Origin of the sequence: Ferrovibrio sp. (genome assembly GCF_036381655.1) — a bacterium.
Lineage (GTDB): Bacteria > Pseudomonadota > Alphaproteobacteria > Ferrovibrionales > Ferrovibrionaceae > Ferrovibrio.
The window spans coordinates 1-10,652 of sequence record NZ_DASVCJ010000004.1 but is presented as its reverse complement, the minus strand read 5'-3'; the positions used below and the strand labels follow the sequence as shown (position 1 = coordinate 10,652).

At 64.0% G+C, this 10,652-nt stretch carries 12 protein-coding genes; 11 read left to right on the top strand and 1 reads right to left on the bottom strand.

Annotated features, from left to right (window positions below):
• Positions 1–99: 99 nt before the first annotated feature.
• On the bottom strand, positions 100–795 hold the full coding sequence (locus VF194_RS00275) for a TetR/AcrR family transcriptional regulator (RefSeq protein ID WP_330886851.1): 696 nt from the start codon (positions 793–795) through the stop codon (positions 100–102).
• Between the two features lie 159 nt (positions 796–954).
• Here VF194_RS00275 and VF194_RS00270 point away from each other — a divergent pair, with 159 nt between their 5' ends.
• The 11 genes from VF194_RS00270 (at position 955) to VF194_RS00220 (ending at position 10,460) form a co-directional block, all read left to right on the top strand.
• Entirely contained in the window at positions 955–2,181 is a 1,227-nt protein-coding gene (locus VF194_RS00270) for an ABC transporter substrate-binding protein (protein ID WP_330886849.1), read from the top strand.
• 14 nt (positions 2,182–2,195) lie between these two features.
• Positions 2,196–3,065, top strand: a complete 870-nt coding sequence (locus tag VF194_RS00265) for a branched-chain amino acid ABC transporter permease (RefSeq protein WP_330886847.1) — start codon at positions 2,196–2,198, stop codon at positions 3,063–3,065.
• A gap of 35 nt (positions 3,066–3,100) precedes the next feature.
• On the top strand, positions 3,101–4,030 hold the full coding sequence (locus tag VF194_RS00260; RefSeq protein WP_330886845.1) for a branched-chain amino acid ABC transporter permease: 930 nt from the start codon (positions 3,101–3,103) through the stop codon (positions 4,028–4,030).
• A complete protein-coding gene (locus VF194_RS00255; RefSeq protein ID WP_330886843.1) occupies positions 4,023–4,778 on the top strand; it encodes an ABC transporter ATP-binding protein in 756 nt (251 codons plus the stop codon). Before VF194_RS00260 ends, VF194_RS00255 begins: the two co-directional genes overlap by 8 nt.
• Positions 4,768–5,493 (top strand): ABC transporter ATP-binding protein, encoded by a 726-nt coding sequence (locus VF194_RS00250; protein ID WP_330886841.1) that lies wholly within the window; start codon positions 4,768–4,770, stop codon positions 5,491–5,493. The genes VF194_RS00255 and VF194_RS00250 overlap by 11 nt, the downstream gene beginning before the upstream one ends.
• 30 nt (positions 5,494–5,523) lie before the next feature.
• On the top strand, positions 5,524–6,786 hold the full coding sequence (locus VF194_RS00245; protein ID WP_330886838.1) for an aromatic ring-hydroxylating dioxygenase subunit alpha: 1,263 nt from the start codon (positions 5,524–5,526) through the stop codon (positions 6,784–6,786).
• Positions 6,773–7,777 carry a PDR/VanB family oxidoreductase gene (locus tag VF194_RS00240; protein ID WP_330886836.1) on the top strand — a complete coding sequence of 335 codons (1,005 nt, stop codon included), beginning with the start codon at positions 6,773–6,775 and terminating at the stop codon, positions 7,775–7,777. Before VF194_RS00245 ends, VF194_RS00240 begins: the two co-directional genes overlap by 14 nt.
• Positions 7,778–7,863: 86 nt before the next feature.
• Positions 7,864–9,024, top strand: coding sequence for an MFS transporter (locus VF194_RS00235; RefSeq protein WP_330886834.1), 1,161 nt, complete (start codon positions 7,864–7,866; stop codon positions 9,022–9,024).
• Between the two features lie 254 nt (positions 9,025–9,278).
• On the top strand, positions 9,279–9,638 hold the full coding sequence (locus VF194_RS00230; protein ID WP_330886832.1) for a hypothetical protein: 360 nt from the start codon (positions 9,279–9,281) through the stop codon (positions 9,636–9,638).
• Positions 9,639–9,878, top strand: a complete 240-nt coding sequence (locus VF194_RS00225; protein ID WP_330886830.1) for a hypothetical protein — start codon at positions 9,639–9,641, stop codon at positions 9,876–9,878.
• A 63-nt stretch (positions 9,879–9,941) separates the two neighbouring features.
• The gene (locus VF194_RS00220) at positions 9,942–10,460 is read left to right on the top strand and encodes a HipA domain-containing protein (RefSeq protein ID WP_330886828.1); all 519 of its coding nucleotides are present in this window, start codon (positions 9,942–9,944) and stop codon (positions 10,458–10,460) included.
• The last annotated feature ends 192 nt before the right edge of the window (positions 10,461–10,652 follow it).

Here is a 10,652-nt window from a genome sequence, read left to right as displayed (position 1 = left end):
CATTCGCCACGCCGGCCCGTCACCGCCAGCGGGCGGACCGCCAAACTCGTGACACGGTGCACCATTTCCATTCCGTCTTGTCCCGCGCGAGCCTGTCGGTCAGCGCTGCGAATGGCCCGATTTTGCGGTGAGGTAGTCCATGACCACTTGGGTGACATGGGAGAGCCACAAATCGTGGGACGCCTGGCTTGTCATGTCGTAGCCAAGGTAGTTCGACATGGTCGCCCTGTTGGAGACGTGGAAATAGCACAGGGAGTTTATCGTCAGATGTGTTTCGAACACGCTGGCGTCTCTGCGGAAATACCCGGCGGCAATTCCGCGAGATAGCAGGTCCTGCAGGACTTTCAGCTGGGGCGAGGCGTTATTGCTGATGAGCGTCGAGCGCCGCGCAAAGCGGGCGCCAAGCATATTCTCGGTGTTGACGAGCCGAACGAATTCGGGATGGTCATTAAAATAATGCCAGGTAAATGAAATGATCCGCCGCATACCGTCGCGGGGATCCTCATCGTGCAAGTTGAGCGCCTGTTCGGCGGCGACCAGTTCGCTGTAGACCTGCTCCAAGGCGGCCACATACAGCGCCTCCTTGCTGCCGAAGTAATAATAGATCATTCGAAGATTGAATCCGGAGCGTTGGCTGATGCCTTCGATCCGGGCGCCGCCGAATCCCAGATCGGCGAATTCGGCGATCGCAGCCTGCAGAATCAGGCGGCGTGTCGCCTCAGGATCACGGCTGCCTGTTCGCCGGCGCGGCTTGGGGGATTGCTCATTCTGTGCATGTGATGCCCGGGAGGCCATCGCGACGTCCGTTCGTGCTTGCGATCATAGGTAGTTAATTAAGCGCTTAGTGTATACAGAAAATGATTGTAGAGCAACATATTACATACTTGACAGTCGCTACCATCTGGCCATAATCATCAACAATTAAGTAATTAATTAAAACTGGAGGAAACGATCATGAAGCCAGGGGTGGTGGCGATCTGTGCGGTCGCGGCGTGTCTTGCCTGCCTGCCTGCGCGGGCCGAGGAGGCGATCAAGATTGGCCTGATCACGGCCCGCAGCGGCGCCTTCGCGCTATATGCGACATCCGCCGAGAAGGGTGAAATCCTCGCCGCCGAGGAGATCAACAAAGGCGGCGGTGTCGGCGGCCGCAAGATCGAGTTCCTGACGGGAGACAGCAAATCCAGCCCGGAGGAGGCCAGCCGGCTGTACCGCGAGTTCAGCGCGAAGAATGTCGCGCTGATCATCGGCAATGTCGGCAGCGCGGAGACGGCGGCGATCAGCGCCCTGGCCCGCGAGGCCAGGATCCCGACCTTCGCCACGGTGGGATATGCGCGGTCGCTGACCGAAGAGCTCGGCCATGATTATTTCTTCCGGCCGATCGTGAACAGCCGCGCCTTCGCGCGGCCGCTTGCGGAAAGGCTGGCCAAGCAGACATACAAGACCTACTGCACCATCAATAACGACTACACGCTGGGCCACGACGTCAACGACGACTTCCTCAGGGCGCTCAAGAAGCTGCGGCCCGATGCGACCGTGCTGCCCGGCTGCGAGTTCTGGGTGCCGCTTACGACGACCGATTTTACCTCGTATATCACCGCGATCCTGTCGAAGCGGCCGGATGCGGTCGTGTTCAGCGGACTGGTCGGCCCGAGCGGGCGCGCCTTCATCTCGCAGGCAAAAAGCTTCGGCTTGTTCAAGATGACCGCCGGCGCCCATGCCTCCATCGGCTGGCCGGGCAACAATGACGGGCTGCGCAAGCAGGATGTGCCCGAGAATCTCGTGACGGCGACGGACTATCCATATCCGCCGCTGAAGACGCCGAGCAACGTCAAGTTCTTCGACGCCTTCAAGGCCCGCTGGTCGGAGCTTCCCCTGTCGGAAGGCGCCTATGGATACGCGACCGTGCATTTCGTCGCCAAGGTGTTCGAGAAGGACGGCAACGAGAATGCCGCCGATTTCGTGAAGACCGCCGCCTCGGTGACCTACGACCATCCGGCCGCCGGGCCGCTGAAATTCCGCCCCTTCGACAACCAGGTGAATATGGGGGTGTGGATCGGCAGGCTGGCATGGGACGCCCAGGACGACCGGCCCGGCATGGAAGACATCGAATACGTGTCCGGCGATACCTATCTGCCGGGCAAGGACGAGGTGGAAAGCCTCCGGAAAGACAAAGGCAAGTAGCGGGAGGCCGCCGGATGCTCATCACATTGCAGATCGTCAGCGCACTGGTGACGGCGGGCATTCTGTTCATGCAGGCCGCCGGGTTGACCCTGATATTCGGGGTCAGCCGGGTGCTGAACCTGGCGCATGGCAGCCTCTTCATGCTCGCCCTCTTCATGAGCTACGCGGTCTCGATGCAGGTAATCTCCGGGCCGGCCGGCTTCTGGATCGCGCTCCTGGTCGTCCCGCTGGCGATGGCGGCAATCGGCGTCGTCGTGGAAGTCCTGCTGTTCCGGCGTATATATCAGGCCAGCATACTGGTGCAGGTCCTGCTGACCATCGGGATCATCTACGTCGTCGGCGACCTCGTCCGGCTGGGCTGGGGGCTGACCTCGAAATCGGTGCCGACGCCGGACCTATTCGGTGCACCGATCCAGCTCATGGGAATCTTCATTCCCGCCTACTACGCCTTCGTGCTCGCGGTGTCGGCGGCCGTCGCTGCCTTGCTGTGGTTCATCGTCCAGAAGACCACATGGGGTCTGCTGATCAGGGCGGCGGCGCAGGACCGGACGATGAGTTCGGCCTTGGGGGTCAATCCGTCGCTGCTGTTCACGTCCGTATTCGGCCTGTCGATGTGGCTGGTCGGGGTTGCCGCCGTGCTCTACGCACCCATCGGCGGCGCAAGCCCCGGCAGCGATGTCGAGAGCATGATCGAAGCCTTCGCGGTCGTCGTGATCGGCGGCCTGGGCAGCATCTGGGGGGCGATCGCCGCCGCATTGATGATCGGCTTCATAAAGGCATTTGGAATATTGGTGCTGCCGCAATACGCCATGTCCTTCGTCTTCGTCCTGATGGCGGTCATCCTGGTCATCCGTCCCCGGGGACTCTTCGGAGCTGCAGAATGAACGGCGTGGAATTGCAAAGGCAGAAATATGCCGGGATGAGGACGTCGTTGGAGCGGCTTTCGCTCCCGTTCGTGGTCGCCGTGCTGCTTGTGCTTCCCGCGTTCAGCGGCACGGCATTGCTGCTGCAGGTCACCAGCGTCCTCATCTTCGTCCTGTTCGCATGCAGCCTGAACCTGCTGGTCGGCACCGCCGGCATGGTCTCGATGGGGCACGCGGCCTTCTTCGCCATCGGCGGATATACCGCCGGCATATGCGCCCGGGACATGGGCATGAGCTTTCCCGTCGCGGTGGCGCTCGGCGTGCTGGCATCGACCGCGGCGGCGCTCCTGGTCGGCAGTCTGAGCACGCGGCTGTCGCACGCCTATTTCATCATGCTGACCCTGGCATTCGGACAGCTCATCCATGCGCTGATCTGGAAATGGCGGGCCTTGACCGGCGGGGATGACGGCTTCGTGGGACTGCAGCCGCCGCCACCGCTGCAGAGCGTCGAGGCCTATTACTGGTTCACCCTGGCCGCCTGCCTCCTCTGCGTGGTGATCCTGTGGCGGATCACGGTATCGCCGTTCGGCGTGACGCTGGCCGCCGTCAGGGACAATCCCTCGCGGGCCTCCGCCATCGGCATCAATGTATACCGGTTCAGGCTGGCCGCCTTCGTCATGTCGGGCGCATTCTCCGGGATCGCCGGCATCCTGCAGGCCTTCTTCAGCCGGGGGATGTTTCCGGACGCCGCCAACTTCTCGACATCGGCAAACGCCCTGGTCGCCATCCTGCTGGGAGGCAGCCAGTATTTCTTCGGTCCCATCGTCGGCGGCATGATCTTCGTGATCGCGCGCAACCTCATCGCCGAAGTCACGCCGTACTGGCCGCTGATACTGGGGCTGATGATCTGCCTGATCGCCGTCTACAGACCGGACGGGCTGTTGCGCCTGGTACGCGGAAAGGCGCCGGGGGTGGGACATGACTGAGGCGATCCTGTCGGTGAGCGCGCTGTCGCATAAATTCGGCCGGCGAACCGTGATCGACGATATATCGCTCAAGGTCGAAAAGGGCGAGTTCCGGGCGATCATCGGCCCGAACGGCGCCGGCAAGACGACCTTCTTCAATCTTCTCACCGGCGCCTTGGCGTGCCGCCACGGCGAGATCACCTTCAGGAACAGCCGCATCTCAAACCTCTCCGCCCATGAAAGATGCCGGCTGGGGGTCGGGCGCACGTTCCAGATCAGCAACGTATTTCCGAATGCGACTGTCGCGCAGAACATCCAGATTCCCCTGCTGGCGCGCGAGCGGCGCAATTGGCAGCTATTGTCGCGGGCATGCCGGATGCTGCGCGACGAAGCGGAAGAACTGGCGGGCATGGTCGGCCTGTCGGCCAGCATGAACAAGGTCGCCTCCGCATTGCCCTACGGCGACCGGCGCCGCCTGGAGCTTGCCATCGCCCTCGCCTGGAGACCGGCCCTTCTGCTCCTGGACGAGCCGGCCTGCGGCGTCTCCTTGCAGGAGCGGCCGGCGCTGATGAACCTGGTGCGCTCCATTGTCCGCGACCGGGGGATGACGGCCATCCTGGTCGAGCATGACATGGATATCGTCTTCTCGATGGCCGACCGCATATCGGTTCTGCACCGGGGCCAGCTGATCGCCGAGGATGCGCCGGAACGGATCCTCAAAAACAAGGAAGTCCAGGACGTCTACCTCGGAGGTCGCCATGACGGCTGACACTGGCGGCACCATCCTGTCATGCGACGGGCTGTATGCGGGGTACGGATCCGGCGACGTGCTGTTCGGCATATCCTTCGGGATCGGGTGCGGCGAGGTTCTGTCCCTGATCGGCAGGAACGGGGCGGGCAAGAGCACGACGATGAAATCCATCGTCCGGCTCGTGCGGCCGACCGATGGCACCATCCTGTTCAAGGGGAACGACCTGTCGGGCAGCGGCACGCATTCCATCGCCAGGATGGGGATCGCCTACGTTCCGGAGGACAGGCGGATATTCCAGAACCTGACGATAGAGGAAAACCTGCTCGTCACCCGCAAGGCGGCGGGGCCGGACCGCTGGCCGCTGCAAAGGATCTACGAGGTTTTTCCGACGCTCGCCCGGATGCGGCGCAATCTCGGCTCCGAGATGAGCGGCGGCGAACAGCAGATGCTGGCAATCGCGCGCGCGCTGGTCGGCAACCCGGATCTTGTCCTCCTCGACGAGCCGTCCGAGGGGCTGGCGCCCATCATTGTCGATGAGCTTATAAAGCTGGTCCTGGCGCTCAAGCAGAGCGGCATAGCCATCATCGTTTCCGAGCAGAATCTCGGATTCGCCAAGGCCGTCAGCGACAAGGCCTGCGTCATGGACCGCGGCGTCATCCGATACAATGGAAGCTACGCGGGCTTCGCGGCGAATGACGAGCTGATGCGGTCCTACATGTTTGCGTCGGCGTAAATTTCAATTCGATATTGTGTGGAGAAGGCTATGAGGCACGCATATGGACGGATCGTCCCTTCCGAGGATGTCAATCTCACGCATGTCGAGGCGGGCTCGCCGATGGGCGAGGTGCTGCGGCGCCATTGGCAGCCGGTCTGCCTTTCCGACGATGTAAAGGATCTGCCGAGAAAGGTGCGGATCCTGTGCGAAGACCTGATCGTCTTCAGGACGAAGTCCGGGCAGCTGGGATGCCTCGAGCCGCATTGCAGCCACAGGGGAACCTCCCTCGAATATGGCCGCGTGGAGGAAGGCGGGATCAGGTGCTGCTATCATGGCTGGCTCTATGCTCCCGACGGCCATGTCGTCGAGATGCCATGCGAGGCGAGCGGGACCTGCGAGAAGATGGCGATTCGGCATCCGGCGTATCCGGTCATGGAGTTCGGCGGCCTTGTCTTCGTCTATATGGGGCCGCCCAATACCGAGCCCCTGTTTCCCCTCTACGACATCATCGACACCCGGGGCAGGGACGATGTCGTGCTCCGGGGGGCGAGATTGTGGGACGGCCATGCCATCGGGTTCGTCAGTGAATGCAATTGGCTGCAGCATTTCGAGAATGTCGTCGATCCATGGCATGTGGTGATTCTGCACCAGATGATCAGCGGCGATCAGTTCCAGGGCGCCATGATGATGGGCGACGCCAAGATCGAGTTCGAGGAGACCCCTCTTGGCGTCCGCTATCTCATGTCCAAGACGCTGGCGAACGGAAATACCTATATTCGGGCCGCGGAATGCGTCGTGCCCAACATCGCGCTCATTCCGGACATCCGCGTGACGGGCGAGACGGTGATGCCGGAGACCAAGGCGAGCGAAGTCACCTGGGTGGTTCCGGTCGACAACGAGCATTGTTCCGCGCTCAGCATCGTCGCCTGGCCGGCGAGGAACGGCGCAGCGATCGAGGAATGGCGCCCCGGCACGGATACCGTTGCGGATATCCGTCCGGGATCGGTGTGGGAGCGCACCTATGAGCAGCGCCAGCGCAAGCCGGATGACCGCGAGGCGCAGGAAAGCCAAAGACCGATTGCCGTGCACGCGCTGGAGAACCTCGCCGGCTCCGACAAGGGCATCGCCCGGCTGCGGCGCATCCTGCGGGAGCAGACGCGCCTGCTCTCCGAAGGCCGGGAATTGCGGAATGTGGTGCGCGCCGACGAGAAGAATGTGAGGATTTGCACCCATGCCATGAATGTGGTCTACGGCGCGGCCGCGGCGAAGCCCCGGCTTGAAGCCGCCGCAGCGGATAATGCTGCAGAATAGAGCCGTGATGGTCGAACCGGGCCTTTCCGAGCGCCATGAATGCGCCGTCATGCCGAGCCGCGGAATCCGGGCCCTTGTCAAGGCGATGACGTATGAGGCCGAGGACGTCATATCCGTCACCTTGACGCGGCCTGACGGGAGCGGTCTGGGCGCCTGGCAGCCGGGCGCGCATATCGATGTTGCTCCCGGCGGCGGTTTCCTGGCCCAGTATTCGTTATGCGGGCCGCTGGAGGCGCCGTATTGGAAGATCGCCATCCTGCTCGATCGGGAGGGGCGCGGCACCTCGAGATTCATTCATGAAAGGCTCCGGCCCGGTTCCGTGATCGAGGTCGGCCTGCCCCGCAATACTTTTCCGCTGCTCCCGGCGAAGCGGTATCAGTTCGTCGCCGGAGGCATAGGGATCACGCCATTCCTGGCCATGATCGAAGCGGCCGGGCGGAGCGGGACGCCATGGCGCCTGGCCTATGGCGGGCGCGCGGCGGCCAGGATGGGCTTTGTCGACCTGCTGTCCGCCTATGGGGAGGCGGTCGATCTATACCCGCAGGACCGCGCCGGCCTGCTGCCGGTTTCAAGCATTGTCGACCGCGCCGGAGCGGACTGCGCCCTATACTGCTGCGGCCCGGAGCCGCTGATCGAGGCCTTGCAGTCGGAGCTGCAGCGGCGGGGCCGGCCGCCGGCATATGTCGAACGCTTCCGTGCCAAGGCGGACGATGCGCGGGGCGGGGATGGTTTCCATGTCGTCCTGGCGCGGCGCGGCGCGAAGCTCTGGGTGCCGCCGGACAAGAGCATCGTCGAGGTCCTGGAGGAGGCCGGGATATCCGTGCCGACGTCGTGCCGGCAAGGCGTGTGCGGGGCCTGCGAGACGCGCGTCGTTTCCGGCGCGATCGAGCATCGCGACGATCTGCTGTCGGACCGGGAGAAGGAGGAAGGCAGGACGATGCTGATATGTGTCTCCCGGGCCAAGGGCGACACCATCACCTTGGACCTGTGACGATGCGCTCCCGATCGGAGCGCGGGCCCGGAAAGTGGCCCGGAGAGTGGCCCGGAGAGTGGAAGGGGCGCTGGGCGGTCGCCACCGTGGCGGCGGCCGAGCTGCTTTGCACGACATTATGGTTCAGCGCCAACAGCGCATCCTTCGATTTGACCAGCCATGCCGGATGGTCGCCGTCCGATATCGGTTGGATCACCAGCGCGGTCCAGGTCGGCTTCATCGCCGGAACCGTGATGACGGCGTTATCCGGCATGGCGGACCGCCTGCCGGCCAGCCGGATCTTTTTCGCAGCCGCCATCCTCGGAGCGCTGGCGAATGCGGCCTTCATTGTCGCCTACACGAGCTTTCCGGCCTCTATGGCCTTCCGGTTCCTGGTCGGCCTGGCGCTGGCCGGCATATACCCGATCGGCATGAAGCTCGTCATCAGCTGGACCAAGGGGCATGCCGGCAGGACGCTGTCCCTGCTGGTGGGCATGCTGACCCTCGGCACGGCCCTGCCGCATGGCATCCGGGGGATGGGAGTGGAGCTAGACTGGAAGGCGGCCGTCATGGTGGCTTCGGGCCTGTCGGTGCTGGGCGGGATTGCCATCCTGCTGCTGGGCGATGGTCCGCATCTGCGGCTTCGCCGGTTGGGCGGGCGCGCTGTCGCGGCGGGCCGGATCCTGCACGTCTTCCGCATCTCCGATTTCCGTGCCGCGGCACTCGGCTATTTCGGCCATATGTGGGAGCTGTATGCGTTCTGGACCCTGGTTCCGTTCCTGGTTCAGCTGGCCTACGCGCCATATCGCGACGCGGCGGCGACGACGGTTTCGCTGATCAGTTTCTCGGTCATCGGTATGGGCGCCGTCGGATGCCTCATCGGTGGTGCCTTCGGCGCCCGCCTTGGCGGGGCGCGGGTGGCGGCGGCAAGCCTGTTTGCCTCCGGCCTGATCTGCCTGCTGTATCCATTATCGGAGTCTTTGCCGCTCGGCATCCGCCTGGCCATCTTGCTGTTCTGGGGCGTTGCCGTCGTGGCGGATTCGCCGCAATTCTCCGGCCTGTCGGCAAGCGCATGCCCTCCGGAATCCATCGGCGGCGCTCTCGCGGTCCAGAATGCGATAGGCTTCTCGATAACTATCGTCTCGATCGGCCTGGCCACCCGGCTGTTTCCCGTCCTGCATGACAATGTAAGCCTCATTCTCCTGCCCGGGCCGGTGCTGGGGCTGGTCTTCATGCGCGGATTGCTCCGCGGCAGCCGGGTTGTTTGAGGGCGGCTGCTCCTGGGCCGGGTGCGGGTTTTGTGTGAGATGGACGGGCTGCGGCCACGCCGCCGGCAGCGGGAATTCACTTTCCGCCTGGACTGAATTTCGGTCCGCAATTATCGGCATTCAACGGCATACAGTCCGCCAACCTGGACGCAGCGTGGCTTGCGCGTCCGCGGCCGCCGTCGACGCAGCATTGATATTATGTCCAATATTCTATACTCTATATGCTATAGCGTTTATAATTATGGACCTTAAAGATGGCAGACGCTCGAACAGCTCCGGCCCGGCCGATCCCGGTGCGGCGCGCCCTGCGCAAGCTGGGTGTGGATATCCGCAACGCAAGGCGCCGGCGGCGGATCCCGGTCGCCATCATGGCCGAGCGGGCCTCGATCAGCCGCACGACCCTGAACAAGGTCGAGAAGGGCGAGCCCGGCGTATCGATCGGCACTTATGCGACCGTGCTCTTCGCGCTCGGCCTCGCGGACCGGCTCGCCGGTCTCGCCGACGCCAGCACCGACGTCGTCGGGCTCGAGCTCGAGGAGGAGCATCTGCCACAGCGCATCCGGCGTCCGCGCAAAGCACGGGTCGCGCCGTCCGAGCAGGAAGGCGGTCACTAGATGGACAGCGACGTCCTCGTCTATGTCGATCTCAACGGGACGCCGCACCTCGTCGGCCGCCTCTGGGCGCGCAGGCGCAAGGGAAGGGACAGCGCCAGCTTCGAATACGACAAGGACTGGCTTGCCAATCCCATCCGCTTCTCTCTCGAGCCTGCCTTGCAGCTCGGCCCCGGCCCGTTCCACACGCCCGCCAGCAAGCCGCTGTTCGGCGCCCTTGGCGATTCCACGCCCGACCGCTAGGGGCGCGCGCTCATGCGTCGCGCCGAACGCAGGCGGGCGGAGAGGGCCGGCGAGACGCCGCGCATGTTGCGCGAGATCGACTATCTGCTCATGGTCAATGACGAGGCGCGCCAGGGCGCGCTGCGCTTTGCCAGAGAGCCCGGCGGGCCGTTTCTTGCGGCGAGCGATGCCGTGCCCATCCCGCTGCTGGTCGCGCTGCCGCGCCTGCTCTCGGCGGCCGAGCATGTCATCGGCGATTCCGAGAGCGACGAGGATCTGCGCCTCCTGCTGGCGCCGGGTTCGTCGCTCGGCGGCGCGCGGCCCAAAGCCTCGGTGCGCGACCGGGACGGCCATCTCGCCATCGCGAAGTTTCCGCACAAGGACGATGATTACAACATCGTCCTGTGGGAGGCCGTGGCGCTGAGCTTGGCCGAAAGGGCAGGAATCCCCGTCGCGCCCTGGCGGATCGAGACGATCGCCGGCAGGGCGACGCTGCTCGTGCGCCGCTTCGACCACGAAGAGCTGAATGCGGCCCTCGCGCTCGGTACCCCATCCAGATCCGGTTCTCCGACCAGCGCATCACAGGCACGATGGCGATCATGACCGGCACCAGGCGGACAATGTCGGGGACGGCCTTATCCAAAGGCGGGCTTCTCAATCGCCGGCATAGGTCTGCAGCACGTTGCGCGTGACGATCTGCGTGGCGGCATCGCCCCGTTTCAGCCCGGCCACCCAGTCGATGGTCCCGGCATTGAAAACCTCGCCGCGGCCGAACGGCATGGTGATGATCATGCC

Excerpts from the sequence above, each read along its gene's own strand:
- VF194_RS00225 (WP_330886830.1), top strand. The coding sequence starts at position 9,639 with ATGGACAGCGACGTCCTCGTCTATGTCGATCTCAACGGGACGCCGCAC.
- VF194_RS00270 (WP_330886849.1), top strand. The coding sequence starts at position 955 with ATGAAGCCAGGGGTGGTGGCGATCTGTGCGGTCGCGGCGTGTCTTGCC.
- VF194_RS00265 (WP_330886847.1), top strand. The coding sequence starts at position 2,196 with ATGCTCATCACATTGCAGATCGTCAGCGCACTGGTGACGGCGGGCATT.
- VF194_RS00245 (WP_330886838.1), top strand. The coding sequence starts at position 5,524 with ATGAGGCACGCATATGGACGGATCGTCCCTTCCGAGGATGTCAATCTC.
- VF194_RS00220 (WP_330886828.1), top strand. The coding sequence starts at position 9,942 with ATGTTGCGCGAGATCGACTATCTGCTCATGGTCAATGACGAGGCGCGC.
- VF194_RS00255 (WP_330886843.1), top strand. The coding sequence starts at position 4,023 with ATGACTGAGGCGATCCTGTCGGTGAGCGCGCTGTCGCATAAATTCGGC.
- VF194_RS00250 (WP_330886841.1), top strand. The coding sequence starts at position 4,768 with ATGACGGCTGACACTGGCGGCACCATCCTGTCATGCGACGGGCTGTAT.
- VF194_RS00240 (WP_330886836.1), top strand. The coding sequence starts at position 6,773 with ATGCTGCAGAATAGAGCCGTGATGGTCGAACCGGGCCTTTCCGAGCGC.
- VF194_RS00230 (WP_330886832.1), top strand. The coding sequence starts at position 9,279 with ATGGCAGACGCTCGAACAGCTCCGGCCCGGCCGATCCCGGTGCGGCGC.
- VF194_RS00260 (WP_330886845.1), top strand. The coding sequence starts at position 3,101 with ATGAGGACGTCGTTGGAGCGGCTTTCGCTCCCGTTCGTGGTCGCCGTG.
- VF194_RS00275 (WP_330886851.1), bottom strand. The coding sequence starts at position 795 with ATGGCCTCCCGGGCATCACATGCACAGAATGAGCAATCCCCCAAGCCG.